The sequence below is a fragment of the Pseudomonas sp. HMWF006 genome (assembly GCF_003061205.1).
In the GTDB taxonomy this organism is placed as follows: Bacteria; Pseudomonadota; Gammaproteobacteria; order Pseudomonadales; family Pseudomonadaceae; genus Aquipseudomonas; species Aquipseudomonas monsensis.
In genome coordinates this window covers 2467-2756 of record NZ_QAIU01000555.1, presented here as the reverse complement: position 1 = coordinate 2756, position 290 = coordinate 2467, and the positions used below count along the sequence as shown (strand labels likewise).

Annotated in this window: 1 pseudogene; it reads left to right on the top strand. The window is 62.1% G+C overall.

Annotation, left to right across the window (positions count from 1 at the left end):
• Positions 1–290 (top strand): annotated as a pseudogene (locus DBR24_RS33700) (hypothetical protein); the annotation flags it as partial.

The window sequence follows — 290 nt, the reverse complement described above, 5'->3', positions numbered from 1 at the left end:
AAAAACTCAGGCTCCACCGACAACCCCACGCGTCAACCGGTCGACATTCTGTGCATGACAAATTGCAGGGGCGGCAGCGCGATTCGTGCGTTCGTGTCACGCCTTGATGCCGAGTTGATGACGCGCAGTTCCGGGCTCGCCGATTACCGCATGGTACCGCTGCGCACCTTCGATCCGACGGCGTTTATCGACGCTCATCAAGGCTGGCTGACGCTGCACGTCTGTTGCGGTTTCGTCGCCCCCGCCGGGCATTCGCTGCTCAAGGACGGCGGGTTGATGCCGATGGGCTG